This is a genomic window from Variovorax durovernensis, assembly GCF_977011995.1.
The window spans coordinates 3,949,111-3,964,840 of sequence record NZ_CDRNCW010000001.1 but is presented as its reverse complement, the minus strand read 5'-3'; the positions used below and the strand labels follow the sequence as shown (position 1 = coordinate 3,964,840).

Here is a 15,730-nt window from a genome sequence, read left to right as displayed (position 1 = left end):
TTCCCTCAATCGACCGCCGAACGGCAGCGTTCGGCGGTTTCGCTTTATGGAGAACCAACAACATGGCAACCATTCCGATCACCAAGCGCGGCGCTGAAAAACTGCGTGCCGAACTGCATCAGCTCAAGACGGTGGACCGTCCCTGGGTCATCAACGCAATCTCCGAAGCACGCGCCCAGGGCGACCTGAGCGAGAACGCCGAGTACGAAGTCGCCAAGGACCGCCAGGGCTTCATCGAAGGCCGCATCCAGGAAGTCGAAGGCAAGCTGTCGGCCGCGCAGATCATCGACCCGAGCGAGCTCGACGCCGGCGGCAAGGTGGTATTCGGCTCGACCGTAGAACTGGAAGAAGAGGAGTCCGGCGAGGCCGTGAAGTATCAGATCGTCGGCGAAGACGAAGCCGACCTGAAGCTCGGCCTCATCAACATTTCGAGCCCGATCGCGCGCGCGCTCATCGGCAAGGAAGAGGGCGACACCGCCGAAGTGCAGGCGCCCGGCGGCCTGAAGCGCTACGAGATCGTGGCCGTTCGCTACCTCTGACTATTCGAACCATGAAAGACCGTGTTGCGCTGATGCTGGCCGCCTTCTGGTGGGGCAGCCTCACCACGATCGGCTTTCTGGTGGTGCCGATGCTGTTCGCCAGGCTCGGCAATCCGTCTGTGGCGGGTAATTTTGCGGCGCAGCTGTTCGAGGCGCAGAGCTGGATTGCCGTTGCCTGCGGGCTGATCCTGCTGATTCACTTTCGCGCCAAGGCCGACGACCGCATGGACGGCCCGGCGCTGACGGCGATTTTCCTTATTCTCGGGGCTTTGCTGCTGGCGCTGCTTCAGCAGTACGCCGTGGCGCCGCGCATCGTGGCGCGCGACAACCTCAAGCTCTGGCACGCCGTGGGCAGCGGCATGTACCTCGTGCAGTGGGTGTGTGCCGGTGCGCTGCTTTGGCGCATGGGCGAGCGCAAGCCGGGCTGATTCGCGGCGCGGAGGCGGCAGGTACCGCCTCTGCAATCAATCACTCTTTCCAGTATTTCGCCACCCAGCTTGCCGGCCGGATGAACCGGAAGGCACGGTTGCGGCGGCCTGCCAGCGCATCCGGCGGGTTGCATTCGCCATGGAACACCATGACGCGCGCACCCTCGGGCACGAAAGGCTCTTCCCAGTAGTTGGTTGGCCAGGTCGGGATGCCGTGGTACTTGAAGCTCGGGCACCAGGCCGCGGGCCAGTAGGCCAGCTTGCCCTGCTTGTGGAGCATGTCCGACAGGTAGGCCTGCTCGTTGCGGTACTCGGCCTGGACTTTGTCCATGTTGGCGCGCAGGTAGGCCAGGATGTCCGCGTGGGCACCGATCTCGAAGCGGTAGACCGAAGAGTTGCCGGTGATGCGCTCGCGCCGCCAGGGTCGGGGATAGTCGTGAATGATCAGGAACTCGCCGTGCTGCTCGAAGAAGGCGTCGAGGCTGCCCACGACCACCACGTCGAGGTCGAGGAAGAGGGCTGTGCCGCGCAGGCCGTACAGGTCTTTCTCGAAGGTCGTGAGCTTCTTCCAGCCGCCGTCGCGTTGGCCGGGGGCCAGGTTCAAGTTGAGCTGCGGAATCGGCAGGCATGTCACCTCTGGGCGGATGCCGTTGCCGTCGTCCGTCAGGCACACGAACTTGAAGTCGCCGCTGAGGTTGCGGCGCACCATCGCGTAGAGCCTGTTGACGTACTCGGGACCGTATTTCGTGCCCCACTTCATGCAGAGGATGTGGCGCTGTCCGCCTTGCACTGCCACCGGCCTCAGTCCGACTGGTTGCGCTTCTTGGCCGACAGCGGCCGCTTGGCTTTGGCGCGCTTGATGGTGCCGCCAGGCGTGAGGCGCTGGTTGCCGAGCACGCGCAGTGTCTTGATTTCAGGGCGCTGGCCGCCGCGCTTGCTGTACTTGACGATCTTCACGTCGCGCGGGCCGGGCATGCGGTCTTCGTCGATCACACGCTCTTTTTCGGGCTTCGGGCGCCATAGCACCAGCAGCTTGCCGATGTGTTGAATAGGGGCGGCGTCGAGTTCATCGGCCAGCTCGCGCAGCATGGCGTCGCGGGCAAGGCGGTCGTCGGAGAAAACGCGGATCTTGATCAGGCCATGGGCCTTGAGCGCCGCGTCGGCTTCTTTTTTTACGGCAGGGGTGAGCCCGTCTCCACCGACCATGACGATCGGATCCAGGTGGTGAGCTTCGGCGCGGTGCACCTTGCGCTCGGCAGGGGTAAGTTGAATGGCGGGCATCCCCGTATTATCGACGCGTACACGAAGACCCCCATGAGCACCAAAGCCAAAAGCAAAAAAGTCAACAAAGCGTGGCTTCACGACCATATCAACGACCCCTACGTGAAGCTCGCCACCAAGGAGGGCTATCGCGCTCGCGCCGCCTACAAGCTCAAGGAGATCGACGAGTCACTCGGGCTCGTCAAGCCGGGCCAGCTGGTGGTCGATCTAGGCTCCACGCCCGGGGCCTGGAGCCAGTATCTGCGCAGGCGCATGTCGCCCGAAGGCGCTGCGGCAGGCGAACTCAACGGCACCATCATTTCCCTGGATATGCTGCCGATGGAACCCATCGAGGGCGTGACCTTCCTGCAGGGCGACTTCCGCGAAGATGCGCTGCTGCAACAGTTGCTCGGCGTGTTGGCCGGCCGCAAGGCTGACCTGGTGGTGTCCGACATGGCGCCCAACCTGTCGGGTATCCATTCGGCCGATGCAGCCCGCGTGGCGCACCTGATCGAGCTTGCAATCGACTTCTCCCAGCATCACCTGAAGCCTGAAGGCGCGCTGGTAGCCAAGCTCTTCCACGGCAGCGGCTACGACGATCTGGTGAAGCTTTTCAAGGCCAATTTCCGCATCGTGAAGCCCTTCAAGCCCAAGGCGTCTCGGGACAAATCGGCCGAGACCTTCCTGGTCGGAATGGGTCTAAAGGCCTCAGATACGCATTGATACCTTGCCGCCGATTGCCCGTACAGGGCGCAAACCCCTGTCAGGCTATGGCTGCTTTAGGGAAATGCCCGCTTTTCGCAGCTTGAAAAGCCTAAAATGGGGCGTAATTGCGTACCCACAGCGCGTATTTTCATTTTCCCGTCACGCGCTTTCGACTGGAGCTTCGTTTGAACAATCAGTGGTTTTCCAAAGTTGCCGTATGGCTCGTCATTGCCATGGTGTTGTTCACTGTGTTCAAGCAGTTCGACACCCGCGGTGGCGTCGGCTCGGGAGCAGTCAGCTACTCCGAGTTTCTGGACCAGGTCCGGAATAACCAAATCAAGAGCGCCGTCATTCCCGAAGGTGCGGCCGGCGGCGAGATCATCGCCGTCACCAACGACGATCGCAAGATCCGCACGACCGCCACGGTGCTCGACCGCGGCCTCGTGGGCGACCTGATCGACCACAACGTCAAGTTCGACGTCAAGCCGCGCGAAGAGAGCTCGCTGCTCATGACGCTGCTGGTCAGCTGGGGCCCGATGCTGTTGCTGATCGGCGTGTGGATCTACTTCATGCGCCAGATGCAGGGCGGCGGCAAGGGCGGGGCGTTCAGCTTCGGCAAGAGCAAGGCCCGCATGATGGACGAGAACAACAACACGGTCACCTTCGCCGACGTCGCAGGCTGCGACGAGGCAAAAGAAGAAGTCCGTGAAGTCGTCGACTTCCTGAAAGACCCGCAGCGCTTCCAGAAGCTCGGCGGCCGCATCCCCCGCGGTTTGCTGCTGGTCGGCCCTCCCGGCACCGGCAAGACCTTGCTGGCCAAGTCGATCGCCGGCGAAGCCAAGGTGCCGTTCTTCTCGATCTCGGGCTCCGACTTCGTCGAAATGTTCGTCGGCGTGGGCGCTGCCCGTGTCCGCGACATGTTCGAGAACGCGAAGAAGAACGCACCCTGCATCATCTTCATCGACGAAATCGATGCGGTGGGCCGTCAGCGCGGTGCCGGCCTTGGCGGCGGCAACGACGAACGCGAACAAACGCTCAACCAGATGCTGGTCGAGATGGACGGTTTCGAAACCAACCTTGGCGTGATCGTGGTGGCTGCCACCAACCGCCCGGACATCCTGGACGCCGCGCTGCTGCGCCCCGGCCGTTTCGACCGGCAGGTGTACGTCACGCTGCCGGACATCCGTGGCCGCGAGCAGATCCTCGGCGTGCACATGCGCAAGGTCCCGCTGGGCCAGGACGTGAACCCGAGCGTCATCGCCCGTGGCACCCCCGGCATGTCGGGCGCCGACCTGGCCAACCTCTGCAACGAAGCCGCCCTGATGGCCGCCCGCCGCAATGCGCGCGTGGTCGAGATGCAGGACTTCGAGAAGGCCAAGGACAAGATCTTCATGGGCCCCGAGCGCAAGAGCATGGTCATGCCCGAGGAAGAGCGCCGCAACACGGCATACCACGAGTCCGGCCACGCCCTCATCGGCAAGCTGCTGCCCAAGTGCGATCCGGTCCACAAGGTCACGATCATTCCTCGTGGCCGCGCCCTCGGCGTGACCATGAGCCTGCCGTCGCAGGACCGCTACAGCTATGACCGCGAATACATGCTGAACCAGATCAGCATGCTGTTCGGTGGCCGCATTGCCGAAGAAGTGTTCATGCACCAGATGACCACCGGCGCCAGCAACGACTTCGAGCGCGCGACCTCCATCGCACGCGACATGGTCACGCGCTACGGCATGACCGACGCACTGGGCCCGATGGTCTACGCAGAGAACGAAGGCGAAGTGTTCCTGGGCCGCTCGGTCACCAAGACCACGAACATGAGCGAGCAGACCATGGAAAAGGTCGACTCCGAAGTGCGCCGCATCATCGACGAGCAGTACGCCCTGGCGCGCCGCCTGATCGAGGAGAACAGCGACAAGATGCACGCCATGGCCAAGGCGCTGCTCGAGTGGGAAACCATCGACAGCGAACAGCTCGACGACATCATGGCCGGCCGCGCTCCGCGTCCGCCCAAGGACTGGACGCCGCGCATCCCGCCTTCGGGCAGCGGTGGCAGTGGTGGCACGCCGGCCGTCAATCCCGACCCGGCGCCCACAGCGGCCTGAGGTGGGCTTGATCTCAAGCGATAACGGGGCCTCTGGCCCCGTTTTTCATGGTGGCGCTGCCATCTGGCAGACCTCGCGTTTTCGCATCGATCTTGCGCAGCCGCGCGTGATGGGCATCGTCAACGTCACGCCCGATTCCTTTTCCGACGGCGGCGCGCATGCGTCCACCGACGCTGCGCTCAAGCACTGCGAGCAGCTGCTGAAAGAGGGCGCCGACATCCTCGACATCGGCGGTGAATCGACCCGCCCCGGCAGCCCCGCCGTGCCGCTCGACGCCGAACTGGCGCGCGTGCTGCCGGTGGTGCGCGAGGCAGTGAAGCTCAACGTACCGCTGTCGATCGATACCTACAAGCCCGAGGTCATGCGCGCGGTGCTCGACCTGGGCGCCGACATCGTCAACGACATCTGGGCGCTGCGCCAACCCGGCGCGCGCGAGGCCGTGGCGGCGCATCCGTCCTGCGGCATCTGCCTGATGCACATGCACCGAGACCCGCAAACGATGCAGGCCGTGCCGATGAGTGGCGACGTGATCCCCGAAGTGTTGTCGTTCTTGCAGGCGCAGGTGCAACTGCTGCGCGCGCTGAAGGTCGACCCTTCGCGCATCACGCTCGACCCCGGTGTCGGCTTCGGCAAGACCGTGGCGCAGAATTTCGCGCTGCTGGCGCGGCAACGCGAACTGCTCGAGGGCGGCCTGCCGCTGCTCCTGGGCTGGTCGCGCAAATCGTCGATCGGGGCCGTCACGGGCATCGAAGCGGCAAGCGAGCGCATCGTGCCCAGCGTCGCCGCGGCGGTGCTGGCGGTGGACCGCGGCGCAGCCGTGGTGCGCGTGCACGACGTGCGAGACACGGTGGCAGCCATCGCCGTATGGCGCGCCATGAGGGCGGAACAGCCAACACAAACAAAACAAGACACACAGCAACCATGACACGTAAATATTTCGGCACCGACGGCATCCGCGGCACTGTCGGCCAGGCGCCCATTACTCCCGACTTCGTGCTGCGCCTCGCGCACGCGGTGGGCCGAGTGCTCAAGAAGAGCCAGGCCCGCCCTACGGTGCTGATCGGCAAGGACACCCGCATTTCCGGCTATATGCTCGAATCGGCGCTCGAGTCGGGCTTCAATTCGGCGGGCGTCGACGTCGTGCTGCTCGGCCCGCTGCCCACGCCCGGCGTGGCGTACCTCACGCGCGCCCAGCGCGCGAGCCTCGGCGTGGTGATCAGCGCGAGCCACAACGCCTACCCCGACAACGGCATCAAGTTCTTCAGCGCGCAGGGCACCAAGCTCGACGACGCCTGGGAACTGGCGGTGGAAGCCGCGCTGGAAGAAGACCCGGTGTGGGTCGACTCCGCGAACCTCGGCAAGGCCCGCCGCCTCAACGACGCGCCTGGCCGCTACATCGAGTTCTGCAAGAGCACCTTCGCCAACGACCTCACCCTGCGCGACATGAGGCTGGTGGTCGATGCGGCGCACGGTGCGGCCTATCAGGTGGCGCCGAACGTGTTCCATGAACTGGGCGCGGAGGTGAGCAGCATCGGTGTCTCGCCCGACGGGCTGAACATCAACAAGGGCTTCGGCGCCACCCATCCCGAAGCGCTGGTGGCAGCCGTGACGGCGCAGAAGGCCGACTACGGCATCGCACTCGACGGCGACGCCGACCGCCTGCAGCTGGTCGACGCGAGCGGGCGCCTGTTCAACGGCGACGAGCTGCTCTACCTGATGGTGGCAGAGCGCATTGCGCGCGGCGAGAAGCCGGTGGGCGTGGTCGGCACGCTCATGACCAACAAGGCCGTCGAGGTTGCCCTGCGCGGGCTTGGCATCGAATTCGTGCGCGCCAAGGTCGGCGACCGCTACGTGCTCGAGGAACTCGACAAGCGCGGCTGGCTGCTGGGCGGCGAAGGCTCCGGCCATCTGCTGGCACTCGACCGGCACACCACCGGCGACGGCATCGTCAGTGCGCTTCAGGTGCTGCAGGCATGCGTGCGCAGCGGCAAGACCGTGGCGCAGCTGCTCGACGGCGTCACGCTGTTCCCCCAGACGCTGATCAACGTGCGCATTGCGCCCGACCAGAACTGGAAGGACAACAAGGCGCTGGCAGCCGAAACCGAACGCATCGAGGCCGAACTCGGCGATGCCGGCCGGGTGCTGATCCGCGCGAGCGGCACCGAGCCGCTGGTGCGGGTGATGGTCGAGGCCCGCGATGCGAAGGTGGCCGAATCCTGCGCCAAGCGCCTGGCTGCCACGCTGGAGCCCGCGCGATGACGGCGGGCTCGCAGATCGAGGTCTTTCTTGCCGACTACCATGACGTGGTTCAGGCCGCAGCCGTGGTGGATCTTCTGAACGCCTATGCGAGCGAGCCGGCCGGCGGCGGCGTGCCTCTCGACCCCGCGGTGCGCCAGGACCTTCCGGCGGCCCTGGCGGCGCGTCCTCAGGCCTTCAGCGTGCTCGCTTTCGAGGGCGGGCAGCCCGTGGGCCTCATCAACTGCCTGGAGGGCTTCTCGACCTTCGCCTGCAAGCCGCTGGTCAATGTGCACGACGTGGTCGTGCTGCCCAGCCACCGCGGCCAGGGCGTTGCGCAGAAGATGTTCGCTCGGGTCGAGCAGGAGGCGCGCAGGCGCGGCGCATGCAAGCTCACGCTCGAAGTGCTGTCGAACAACAAGCCCGCGCTGCGCACCTACGAGCGCGAGGGCTTCGCGAGCTACCAGCTCGACCCGGAATTCGGGCACGCGGTGTTCCTGCAGAAGAAGCTCTGAAAAGAAAAAGGGCCGAGGCGAGTTGATCGCCGTCGGCCCTCACTCCAGTACTCTCCCCGAGGGAAGAGGTGGCAAGTCCATCAGAAGCGCGTCACCGGCATCTCGGCGTCGGCCTTGTTCGGTGCGTACTTGCCCAGCTCCCACTTGGCGATCGCGTTGCGGTGCACTTCGTCCGGGCCGTCCGCGAAGCGCAGCGTGCGGGCACCGGCGTAGGCGTATGCCAGCGGGAAGTCGTCGCACATGCCGCCGCCGCCGTGCACTTGCATGGCCCAGTCGATCACCTGGCAGGCCATGCTCGGCGCCACTACCTTGATCATCGCGATCTCGTTCTTGGCGACCTTGTTGCCGGCCACGTCCATCAGCCATGCGGCCTTGAGCGTGAGCAGGCGGGCCATGTCGATCTTGCAGCGGGCTTCGGCGATGCGTTCCTGCGTCACGGTCTGCGAGGCCACGGTCTTGCCGAAGGCCACACGCGACGACGCGCGCTTGCACATCAGTTCGAGCGCACGCTCGGCCAGGCCGATCAGCCGCATGCAGTGGTGAATGCGTCCCGGGCCGAGGCGGCCCTGGGCGATCTCGAAGCCGCGGCCTTCGCCCAGCAGGATGTTGCCGACGGGCACGCGCACGTTCTCGAAGTACATCTCGACGTGGCCGTGCGGCGCGTCGTCGTAGCCCATCACGTTGAGCGGGCGCACGATGCGGATGCCCTTGGCGTCGGCCGGCACCACGACCATGCTCTGCTGCGAGTGGCGGGGTGCGTCGGGGTCGCTCTTGCCCATGGTGATGAACACGGCGCAACGCGGGTCGGCCGCACCGGAAATCCACCACTTGTGGCCATTGATGACGTATTCGTCGCCCTGGCGCTCGATGCGCGTGGAGATGTTGGTGGCATCGCTCGAGGCAACGTCGGGCTCGGTCATGGCGAAGGCGGAGCGGATCTGGCCTTCGAGCAGCGGCTTGAGCCAGCGTGCCTTGATTTCTTCCGATCCGTAGCGCGCGATGGTTTCCATGTTGCCGGTGTCGGGCGCCGAGCAGTTGAAGGCCTCGCTGGCCCACGGCACCGCACCCATGATCTCGGCCAGCGGCGCGTATTCCTGGTTGGTGAGGCCGGCCCCGGAGTAGCCGGAGGCCGAGGCGCTGTCGACCGGCAGGAACAGGTTCCACAGGCCCTGCGCCTTGGCCTTCTCCTTGACCTTCTCGACCGTCTTCAGCGCCGTCCAGCGCTTGCCCGCGGCCGTGTTGGCGGCCAGCTCGGCGCTGTACTCGGCTTCGGCCGGGTAGATGTTTTCGTCCATGAACGCCTTGACGCGTTTCTGCAGGTCTTTGGTCTTGGCCGAGTATTCGAAATCCATCTTCGTCTCCTGGTGGGTGTGGGGTCGGCGGTCAGGCCTTCTGGGCGAACTGCCAGGCCATTTCGGCCATGGGGCGCGCGCCGCGGGCCGAAGCCACGGCTTGCTCGCTCGATGCGGTGCCGGCCTCGACCCGCTTGGCAATGCCTTGCAGGATCGCGGCCATGCGGAACAGGTTGTAGGCCTGGTAGAAGTTCCAGTCGGGCGCCAGCGCCTCTGGCGTGCTGATGCGGGTGCGTTCGCAATAGCGGCGGATGTATTCGCTTTCGGTGGGAATGCCCAGCGAGGCGACGTCCACGCCGCCGATGCCGCGCCCGGTGGTGGGCGGCATATGCCACGACATGCAGTGGTAGCTGAAGTCGGCCAGCGGATGGCCCAGCGTGGAAAGCTCCCAGTCGAGCACCGCGATGATGCGCGGCTCGGTGGCATGGAACATCACGTTGTCCAGGCGATAGTCCCCGTGGACGATCGACACCTTGCTTTCGTCGCGAGCGCTCGCCGGCATATGGGCGGGCAGCCAGTCGATCAGCCGCTCCATGGCTGCGATGGGCTGCGAAAGCTCGCCGGCACCGTCGGTCGAGGCCTTGTACTGCTTGCTCCAGCGGCCGATCTGGCGCTCGAAATAGTTGCCGGGCTTGCCGTAGTCGGCCAGGCCGCGCTCGGCGAACTTCACCGTGTGCAGCGCCGAGATCACGCGGTTCATCTCGTCGTAATGGGCCGCGCGCTCGGCATTGCTCATGCCAGGCAGCGACTGGTCCCACAGCACGCGGCCCTGCATGAACTCCATCACGTAGAAGGCGCGGCCGATGACGGCTTCGTCTTCGCACAGGCAGTACATGCGCGGCACCGGCACGTCGGTACCGGCCAGGCCGCTCATGACCTTGAACTCGCGCTCCACCGCATGGGCCGAGGGCAGCAGCTTTGCAACAGGGCCCGGCTTGGCGCGCATCACGTAGCTCTGCGAAGGCGTGACCAGCTTGTAGGTCGGGTTCGACTGGCCGCCCTTGAACATCTCCACCGTCAGCGGGCCCTTGAACCCGTCGAGGTTCTTCTCGAGCCAGGCGGAGAGCGCATCGATGTCGAAGGCGTGCTGTTGCGAGACGGCGCGGGTGCCGATGAAGTTGGAGAAGTCCTGCTGGCTCATGTCGGTTTGTCTGGTGTTCTAGTTTTCAGCTTCCGAGACGCGCATCAAGGCCGCGCGATCCAGCACGACCAGGCCGCCCGGCTCGATCCGGATGGTGCCCTCGCGCTCCATCGTCTTGAGTTCCTGGTTGACCCGCTGGCGCGATGCGCCCAGCAGCTGCGCCAGTTCTTCCTGCGCCAGTTGCAGGCCGATGCGCATCTGGCTGCCGTCGTCCAGGTTGGGCACGCCGTAGCTGCGCACGAGGTGAATGAGCTGCTTGGCCAGCCGCGCCCGCAGGGGCAGAGTGTTGAGGTCTTCCACCAGCCCGAACAGCGTGCGGATGCGGCGCGCCTGCAACCGCATCAGCGCTTCGTACAGCTCCACGTGCGACGCCAGGATCTTCTGGAAGTCGGCGCGTGCCACGCAAAGAATGGTGCTGTCGCCGTGCGAGTAGGTGTCGTGCGTACGCCGGTCCCCGTCGAACATCGCCACGTCGCCGAACCAGATGCCCGGCTCCACGTAGGTCAGCGTCACCTGCTTGCCGGAGACCGCCGTCGAGCTGACGCGCACCGCGCCCTTGGCGCAGGCGATCCAGTGATCGGGCGGGTCGCCGCGGGCGGCGATCAGGTCGCCGTCCTTGTAGCGTTTGACGAAAGCACATCGGAGGATGTCGTGCCGTAGCGATGGAGATAGGGAAGAAAACCAGCGACCACTGTTGATCGCTTCACGTTCTTCGATAGTAAGAATGGGGTCGTCCATTGGTCTGTCCTCTCGGCGACTGAAAAGCTGATGGGTGTCACGGGAGCGACGCGGCGCGCCGTTACTCGTACTGCGGCGGCTTCTTCTCGAGGAACGCTGCGATGCCGATGCCCGCGTTCGGATGGTGCAGGTTGCGCACGAAGTGGTCGCGCTCCTGCGAGAGCTGCGAAGCCAGCGTGGCGCCGCGCGCGTCGCTCAGCAGTTCCTTGATGCTGGCCAGCGAGTTGGGCGCCCTGGTATTGAGCTTGGCCGCCAGTGCCAGCGCGCCGGCCAGCGCCTGGCCGTTCTCGGTCAGCTCGTTCACCATGCCCAGCGCATGCAGGCGCGGCGCGCCGATGCGCTCGCCGTTCATGAGCCATTCGCTCGCCAGCTGGCGCGGCAACTGCTGCCCCAGGTGCCAGCTCAGGCCGCCGTCGGGCGACAGCGCCACGTTGCTGTAGGAGGCCGCGAAGATGGCGTCGCGCGCCGCCACCACGAAATCGCAGGCCAGCGCCAGCGAGAAGCCGGCGCCGGCGGCAGCACCCTCGACTGCCGCGATGATCGGCTTGGGGAAGGTACGGATCGAGTCGATCCAGTTGTGCAGCCCTTCGATGCTCTCGGCCTGCACCGAGCGGTCGAGCTGGCGGTTGGCCAGCAGCCGCTGCAGCGAGCCGCCGGCGCAGAACCATTCGCCTTCGCCCACGATGACGACGCTGCGGATCTCCGCGCTGCCCTCGGCGCCGTTGAGCGCCTCGATGCCGGCGGCGTAGATCTCGGGGCCCAGTGCATTGCGCTGGGTCGGGTTGGAGATGGTCAGCACCATGGTGCTGCCTTCGCTGGTGCTCTTGAGTTCGGCGGTCATGGTTTTCTTATTCTTCTTCGTGCAGCAGGCTCAGGCCCAGCGCGCCGCGGCGGCGCAGCCATGGGCTCGGGCGATAGCGAGGATCGCCATACACCGTCTGCAGGTTGAACAGCACCTCTAGCATGTTGGTCGGCCCGAAGAGGTTGCCCATGGCCAGAGGGCCGCGCGGATAGCCCAGGCCCAGCTGCACGGCGGTCTCGAGGTCGGCAGGCGTGCACACGCGCTGCTGGCACATGTCGGCGGCGATATTGACGATGGTGCCGATCACGCGCTGCGTGACGAAGCCGCCGCTGTCGCGAATCACGCTCACCGCCTTGCCGTCGCGCGCGAACAGGGCATGCGCGGCATCGCGGATGTCGCGGCGCGTGGCCGGGTTGGTGGCGAGCACGCGGCGCTTGGTGGCGGCGTCGTCGATCAGCATGTCGATGCCGATGGTGCGCGTGGCGTCCAGGCGTTCGACGGCGGCGACCGTGGTCACGTCGAAGCCCAGCGGTGCCACCAGGATCAGCGAATGCGGCGCCGGCGCGGCGCCGCTGTCGATCTGCGCGCCCAGCGTGTTCACCAGGCGCAGCAGCTCTGCACGGCGTGCCGCACGCGGCGACACCCAGACCGAAGGCGTGCCGTCGACCACGGGCGCGGGGGCTTCTGGCGTCTGCTGCATCACGCCATCGGTGTAGCGGTAGAAGCCTTCGCCCGTCTTGCGGCCCAGCGCGCCGGCGGCAAGGCGCTGCGCGGTGATCACGCTCGGGCGGAAGCGGGGTTCCTCGAAATACTGGTGATAGATCGACTCCATCACCGGGTGCGACACGTCGAGCGCCGTCAGGTCCAGCAGCTCGAACGGGCCGAGGCGAAAGCCCGCCTGGTCCTTGAGGATGCGGTCGACGGTGGCGAAGTCGGCCACGCCTTCGCTGACGATGCGCAGCGCCTCGGTGCCGTAGCCGCGGCCTGCGTGGTTGACGATGAAGCCGGGGGTGTCTTGCGCCTGCACTGCGCTGTGGCCCATCTGCCTGGCGTAGCCCGCCAGCTGTGCGCAGACCTCGGGGGCGGTCTTGAAACCCGCGACCACCTCGACCACCTTCATCAGTGGCACGGGGTTGAAGAAGTGGAAGCCCGCAACACGCTCGGGGTGCGCGAGCCCGGCCGCGATGGCCGTCACCGACAGCGACGAGGTGTTGGTGACCAGCGTGGCGCTCTCGGCCACCACGCCTTCGAGTTCGCGGAACAGCTTGCGCTTGACTTCCAGGTCTTCGACCACGGCCTCGACCACCAGGTCGCAGCCGGCGAGCGCCTGGATCGAATCGACCGCCTTGACGCGGGCGATGTATGCGTCGCGCGCGGCGGCGTCGATCTTGCCCTTTTCATGCAGCTTGTTCCATTGGGCGGCGAGGGCTTCGCGGCCGCGCTCCGCGGCGCCCGCGAAGCTGTCGAGCAGCAGCACTTCGCTGCCTGCCTGGGCGGCGATCTGCGCGATGCCGCGACCCATGGCGCCGGCGCCTATGACGCCGATTCGGGTGTAGTTCACTGTCATTTGCTGAAGATTTTCGCTGGTTGAGGGGTATCCGGCCTGCCGCGCAGGCGTCGACGCAAGCGCTGTCGTCACCTCCGATTTTGCAGTTGCGCGCGGGCGGGGCGTGACGGGTTTTACGCGGGGGCGCGATTTCAGGCCGGGCGGCGGCTGCGGTCGATGGCGATGCTCAGCGCGATGGCCACCAGCATGACGCCGAAGCCGACCCAGCTCATCCAGGCCGCCGCGTCGTGCGCCAGCAGCCAGCCGCCGAGCGCCGCGCCCACGGCCTGGCCGGTGTAGATGCCGGAACTGTTGAGCGCCACCGAGCCTGGCGCGAGGGCCGGCGCCAGGCCTACCAGGCGGGCCTGCTGGGCCGAATTGGTGGCGAAGCAGCCCAACCCCCAGGGCACCAGCACCACGGCCAGCCAGGCAAGCGTGGACGCCGTCGGCCACAAGAGCAGGCTCAGCGCGATCAGCAAGGTAGTGACCAGCACCATGCGCCCGGCCCCGACGCGATCGATGAAGCGGCTGACCACCATGTTGCCGATGAGCCCGCAGGCGCCGAACAGGGCCCACATCACGCTCAGCGTGGTGGCGTCCGCACCAAAGCTATGCTTGAGGATGGGGCCGAAATAGCTGAAGAGCACGAACTGCCCGGTGCCCTGCAGCGCCGTCACCGACACGATGCCCATCAGCACCGGACTGCGCAGCACGCGCGACCAGGCGGCGGCGGTGAGTGCCGCCGGGCGAATGCCGCTTGGCAGGGTGAGCCAGATCGACGCCGCGCTCACGACGCTGAGCAGGGCAATCGCCACGAAGGCCATGCGCCAGCCCAGATGCCCGCCGATCAGCGCGCCGATAGGCAGGCCCAGCACCGAGGCCATTGACCAGCCAAGGAAAACGAAGGTGACGGCGCGCCCGCGTTGCTCGGGCGGTACCAGCATGCCGGCGCAGGCCGCCGCCTGGGGCGTGAAGATGGCGGGGGCTATCACCGTGAGCATGCGCACCGGCAGCAGCGCGCCGAAGCTGGGCATGAGCGCCGCAAGAGCGTGGCCCGCCGCGTACCAGAGCAGGGTAAGGGCGAGCAGCTGGCGGCGGTCCCAGCCCGCGACGGCGGCGGCCAGCAGCGGCGCGCCGATGCACATCACCGCTGCCGCTGCAGTGATCAACTGGCCGGCGGTCGCGACCGAAACGGCCAGGGAGGCGCTGATTTCATTGAGCGTGCCGGGCACGACCATCACGCCCGTGCCGATCACGAAGTTGCCGGCCAGCAGCGCCCAGAGCGCACCCTTGGGCGCAGGCCGGCTCACCGGCGAACCTGCAGCGCGCCGGGATTCACGATGTTCGTGGGATTGCCGTTGATGTAGCTCACGACGTTGTCGAAGGCCTGGCCGAAGTAGCTCTCGTAGCTTTCCTGCTCGACGTAGCCGATGTGCGGGGTGCAGATGCAGTTCTCCAGCCGCAGCAGCGCATGGCCCTGCAGCGGCGGCTCGCTCTCGAACACGTCGATGGCGGCCAGCCCGGGACGGCCACGGTTGAGCGCCGCGAGCAGCGCGTCTGCCTCGACCAGCTCGGCGCGCGAGGTGTTGACGAACAGCGCCGTCGGCTTCATGCGCGAGAGGTCTTCGAGCGTGATGAGGCCATTGGTTTCCTCATTGAGCCGCAGGTGGACGGAGAGCACGTCGGCGGCTGCAAAGAACTCATGGCGGTTCTGCGCCACCTGGAAGCCGTCGGAACGGGCCTTGGCGCAGCTGGCTTCACGCCCCCAGATCACGACCTGCATTCCAAAGGCCTGCCCGTAGCGCGCGACCAGCTGGCCGATGCGGCCGTAGCCCCAGATGCAGAGCGTCTTGCCCTTGAGCACCGAGCCCAGCCCGAAGTTGGGCGGCATCGAGGCCGACTTGAGCCCTGACTGCTGCCAAGCCCCGTGCTTGAGGTTGCTGATGTACTGCGGCAGCCGGCGCATGGCGGCCATGATGAGCGCCCATGTGAGCTCGGCAGGTGCCTGGGGAGAGCCGGAGCCTTCCGCCACGGCGATGCCGCGCTCGGTGCAGGCTGCCACATCGATGTGGCCCGCGACACGACCGGTCTGCGAGATGAGCTTGAGCTTGGGCAGCTTCTCGATGAGCTGCCGGGAGATCTGTGTTCGCTCGCGAATCAGCACGATCACGTCGGCGTCCTTGAGGCGAACCGAGAGTTGCCCGATGCCCTTGACCGTGTTGGTATAGACCTTGGCTGCGTACGCGTCCAGCTTGGCGGCGCAGCGCAATTTGCGCACGGCGTCCTGATAGTCGTCGAGGATCACAATATTCATGGCGTGCCATTGTGCCTCGCAGCATTGGGATGTCGCACCCCCGAACGTTTGGA

16 protein-coding genes are annotated in these 15,730 nt (G+C 66.2%); 7 read left to right on the top strand and 9 right to left on the bottom strand.

Features of this window, described 5'->3' with window-relative positions:
* Nucleotides 1–62: 62 nt before the first annotated feature.
* Both greA and ACWV14_RS18845 read left to right on the top strand, forming a co-directional pair.
* A complete protein-coding gene (gene greA, locus ACWV14_RS18850) occupies nucleotides 63–539 on the top strand; it encodes a transcription elongation factor GreA (protein WP_056581276.1) in 477 nt (158 codons plus the stop codon).
* A gap of 11 nt (nucleotides 540–550) precedes the next feature.
* On the top strand, nucleotides 551–967 hold the full coding sequence (locus tag ACWV14_RS18845) for a DUF4149 domain-containing protein (protein WP_454903029.1): 417 nt from the start codon (nucleotides 551–553) through the stop codon (nucleotides 965–967).
* A gap of 40 nt (nucleotides 968–1,007) precedes the next feature.
* On the opposite strand, the gene ACWV14_RS18840 is transcribed toward ACWV14_RS18845, so the two are convergent.
* Nucleotides 1,008–1,727 (bottom strand): glycosyltransferase, encoded by a 720-nt coding sequence (locus ACWV14_RS18840; protein ID WP_454906025.1) that lies wholly within the window; start codon nucleotides 1,725–1,727, stop codon nucleotides 1,008–1,010.
* A 41-nt stretch (nucleotides 1,728–1,768) separates the two neighbouring features.
* Complete coding sequence (locus ACWV14_RS18835; RefSeq protein ID WP_422086951.1) at nucleotides 1,769–2,248, bottom strand: YhbY family RNA-binding protein; 480 nt, start codon at nucleotides 2,246–2,248, stop codon at nucleotides 1,769–1,771.
* 33 nt (nucleotides 2,249–2,281) lie between these two features.
* Between ACWV14_RS18835 and ACWV14_RS18830 the strand changes: the two genes are divergently transcribed.
* The 5 genes from ACWV14_RS18830 (at nucleotide 2,282) to ACWV14_RS18810 (ending at nucleotide 7,784) form a co-directional block, all read left to right on the top strand.
* Complete coding sequence (locus ACWV14_RS18830) at nucleotides 2,282–2,950, top strand: RlmE family RNA methyltransferase (RefSeq protein WP_454903028.1); 669 nt, start codon at nucleotides 2,282–2,284, stop codon at nucleotides 2,948–2,950.
* Nucleotides 2,951–3,117: 167 nt separating this feature from the next.
* Nucleotides 3,118–5,034, top strand: a complete 1,917-nt coding sequence (gene ftsH / locus ACWV14_RS18825; protein ID WP_081267244.1) for an ATP-dependent zinc metalloprotease FtsH — start codon at nucleotides 3,118–3,120, stop codon at nucleotides 5,032–5,034.
* Nucleotides 5,035–5,143: 109 nt separating this feature from the next.
* Nucleotides 5,144–5,959: a dihydropteroate synthase gene (gene folP / locus ACWV14_RS18820; RefSeq protein ID WP_454906023.1), complete on the top strand. Its 816-nt coding sequence runs from the start codon at nucleotides 5,144–5,146 to the stop codon at nucleotides 5,957–5,959.
* On the top strand, nucleotides 5,956–7,293 hold the full coding sequence (gene glmM, locus ACWV14_RS18815) for a phosphoglucosamine mutase (protein WP_454903027.1): 1,338 nt from the start codon (nucleotides 5,956–5,958) through the stop codon (nucleotides 7,291–7,293). The genes folP and glmM overlap by 4 nt, the downstream gene beginning before the upstream one ends.
* Nucleotides 7,290–7,784, top strand: coding sequence for a GNAT family N-acetyltransferase (locus ACWV14_RS18810; RefSeq protein WP_454903026.1), 495 nt, complete (start codon nucleotides 7,290–7,292; stop codon nucleotides 7,782–7,784). The genes glmM and ACWV14_RS18810 overlap by 4 nt, the downstream gene beginning before the upstream one ends.
* A gap of 80 nt (nucleotides 7,785–7,864) precedes the next feature.
* On the opposite strand, the gene ACWV14_RS18805 is transcribed toward ACWV14_RS18810, so the two are convergent.
* The 7 genes from ACWV14_RS18805 to ACWV14_RS18775 form a co-directional block, all read right to left on the bottom strand.
* Nucleotides 7,865–9,136, bottom strand: a complete 1,272-nt coding sequence (locus ACWV14_RS18805) for an acyl-CoA dehydrogenase family protein (RefSeq protein ID WP_081270383.1) — start codon at nucleotides 9,134–9,136, stop codon at nucleotides 7,865–7,867.
* 31 nt (nucleotides 9,137–9,167) lie between these two features.
* Nucleotides 9,168–10,277, bottom strand: coding sequence for a phosphotransferase (locus ACWV14_RS18800; RefSeq protein ID WP_454903025.1), 1,110 nt, complete (start codon nucleotides 10,275–10,277; stop codon nucleotides 9,168–9,170).
* 18 nt (nucleotides 10,278–10,295) lie between these two features.
* Complete coding sequence (locus tag ACWV14_RS18795) at nucleotides 10,296–11,015, bottom strand: Crp/Fnr family transcriptional regulator (protein ID WP_422086946.1); 720 nt, start codon at nucleotides 11,013–11,015, stop codon at nucleotides 10,296–10,298.
* A gap of 61 nt (nucleotides 11,016–11,076) precedes the next feature.
* Nucleotides 11,077–11,856 carry an oxepin-CoA hydrolase, alternative type gene (locus ACWV14_RS18790; RefSeq protein ID WP_422086945.1) on the bottom strand — a complete coding sequence of 260 codons (780 nt, stop codon included), beginning with the start codon at nucleotides 11,854–11,856 and terminating at the stop codon, nucleotides 11,077–11,079.
* Between the two features lie 7 nt (nucleotides 11,857–11,863).
* On the bottom strand, nucleotides 11,864–13,384 hold the full coding sequence (locus ACWV14_RS18785; protein WP_454903024.1) for a 3-hydroxyacyl-CoA dehydrogenase: 1,521 nt from the start codon (nucleotides 13,382–13,384) through the stop codon (nucleotides 11,864–11,866).
* A 131-nt stretch (nucleotides 13,385–13,515) separates the two neighbouring features.
* A complete protein-coding gene (locus tag ACWV14_RS18780) occupies nucleotides 13,516–14,673 on the bottom strand; it encodes an MFS transporter (RefSeq protein ID WP_454903022.1) in 1,158 nt (385 codons plus the stop codon).
* Complete coding sequence (locus ACWV14_RS18775; RefSeq protein WP_422086942.1) at nucleotides 14,670–15,677, bottom strand: D-2-hydroxyacid dehydrogenase family protein; 1,008 nt, start codon at nucleotides 15,675–15,677, stop codon at nucleotides 14,670–14,672. Before ACWV14_RS18775 ends, ACWV14_RS18780 begins: the two co-directional genes overlap by 4 nt.
* Nucleotides 15,678–15,730 lie beyond the last annotated feature (53 nt).